Origin of the sequence: Cellulomonas sp., assembly GCF_035634735.1 — a bacterium.
Taxonomy (GTDB): domain Bacteria; phylum Actinomycetota; class Actinomycetes; order Actinomycetales; family Cellulomonadaceae; genus Cellulomonas.
Window position 1 is genome coordinate 1 of the sequence record NZ_DASQCJ010000047.1, and the last position, 2152, is coordinate 2152.

A 2152-nucleotide genomic window follows, 5' to 3' on the forward strand; every position below is an offset into this window, starting at 1 on the left:
CCGGCGGGGGCGACCACGGTCGTCGACCTGTTCCACGCCCCGGAGGGCGAGGCGCTCGACTGCGCCGAGCCGGTCTGGTCGTCCGACCCGATCCCGCTGACCCGCGGCGCGGGGGAGTACGTCACCGGCCGGTACCCGACGACCGCGCCCGGCACCTACGGGTACGTCGAGCGCACGACGACCGCCGACGGCGAGCCGCTGTCGACGGGCGAGTGCGGCGACCCGGCCGAGACCCTGACGGTCGCCGCGCCACCGCCGGCCCCGCCGTCCGTGCCCGAGCCGGAGCAGCCGCTCGCGGTCACGGGCGCGGACGTGGCGCTCGCCGGCGGAACGGTGCTGCTGCTGGTCGCCGGCGGGGTGGCCGTCGCGGTGCACCGGGTCCGGCTGCGGCGGGCGCTCGACGCCACGGCGGCCGACGACGGCTGGCCCGCGCCGTGACCCGCCGCCCGCGGCGCGCGGTCGCAGCGCGCCGCGGGCGGCCGGCCCGGTGCCGCCGGCCCGACCGGTGCCACCGGTGCCACCGGCGCGACCGGTGCCGCCCGTCCGCGCCGGGGCCGCGCCCACCGTCCCTGCCCACCCGCAGGTCACCGCACCCGCCGGGGCTACGATCGCGGCAGGGACCTGGAGCACCCCGGGATGCGCGGCCACCGCCGCGAGGTCCCGGACCTCGCCCTCGACGACCAGGAGGGATGAGCGGATGACCCGGGGCCGGCTGCGCGTGCTGCTCGGGGCGGCGCCCGGCGTGGGCAAGACCTACGCCATGCTCGAGGCGGGCCGCGACCTGCGCGCCGACGGCAGGGACGTCGTCGTCGCCGTCGTCGAGACCCACGGCCGCGCCGCCACGGCCGCGCTCGTCGAGGGCCTGGAGGTCGTGCCGCGCGCCCGCGTCGAGCACCGCGGGATCGCGCTGACCGAGCTCGACCTCGACGCGGTGCTCGCCCGGCGTCCCCAGGTCGCGCTCGTCGACGAGTACGCGCACACCAACGCCCCCGGCTCGCGGCACGACAAGCGCTGGCAGGACGTGACGGCGCTGCTGGACGCGGGGATCGACGTGCTGACCACCGTGAACATCCAGCACATCGCGTCGCTCAACGACGTCGTCCGCACGATCACCGGCGTCCCGCAGCGCGAGACCGTCCCGGACGCGGTGCTCCGTGCCGCGGACCAGATCGAGCTCGTCGACCTCGCCCCGCAGTCCCTGCGCGACCGGCTGGCCGAGGGCAACGTCTACCCGGCGGAGCGCGTCGACGCGGCGCTGTCGAACTACTTCCGGCTCGGCAACCTCACGGCGCTGCGCGAGCTCGCGCTGCTGTGGCTCGCCGACGAGGTCGACTCCGCCCTGCGCTCCTACCGCGCCGAGCACGCGATCGAGGCGCCGTGGGAGGCGCGCGAGCGCGTCGTCGTCGCCCTGACCGGCGGGCCGGAGGGGGAGACGCTGCTGCGCCGCGGCGCCCGGATCGCGGCGCGGTCGTCCGGCGGCGAGCTGCTCGCGGTGCACGTCAGCGCCCAGACCGGCCTGCGGGACACCGACCCCGGGGCGCTCGCGGCCCAGGCCGCGCTGGCCGAGCAGCTCGGCGGCACCTACCACCAGGTGGTGGGGGAGGACGTGCCGACCGCGCTGGTCGAGTTCGCTCGCGCGCAGGACGCGACCCAGCTCGTCATCGGGCTCAGCCGGCGCGGCTGGCTCAAGGCCGCGCTCACCGGCCCGGGGATCGGCGCCACGGTCATCCGGCAGGCCGGTCCGATCGACGTGCACATCGTCAACCACGCCGCCGCGGCCGGCGCCCGGCTGCCGCTGCCGCGGGTGACGGGCGCGCTCACGGTGCGGCGGCGGCTGCTCGGGTTCGCGCTCTGCGTGCTCCTGGGCCCGCTGCTGACGTGGTGGCTGGTGACCGCGAAGAGCGTCGACTCGCTCGCCAGCGACGTGCTCGCGTACCAGCTGCTCGTCGTGGTGATCGCGCTCGTCGGCGGGCTGTGGCCGGCGCTGCTCACCGCGCTGCTGTCCGGCCTGACGCTGAACTACCTGTTCGTGGCGCCGACGCACGCCGTCACCGTCAGCGAGCCCGTGCACGCCCTCGCGCTCGCGCTGTACGTGGTCAACGGGGCGCTGGTCGCCGCGGTGGTGGACCTCGCCGCGCGGCGCACCCGGGCC

At 77.6% G+C, this 2152-nt stretch carries 1 protein-coding gene and 1 pseudogene; both read left to right on the forward strand.

Going from position 1 to position 2152, the window contains the following annotated elements:
- Nucleotides 1-438: pseudogene (locus tag VER05_RS04625) on the forward strand (hypothetical protein); the annotation flags it as partial.
- A 259-nt stretch (nucleotides 439-697) separates the two neighbouring features.
- The coding region (locus tag VER05_RS04630) for a sensor histidine kinase (RefSeq protein ID WP_324844228.1) at nucleotides 698-2152 on the forward strand (1455 nt) is incomplete at its 3' end.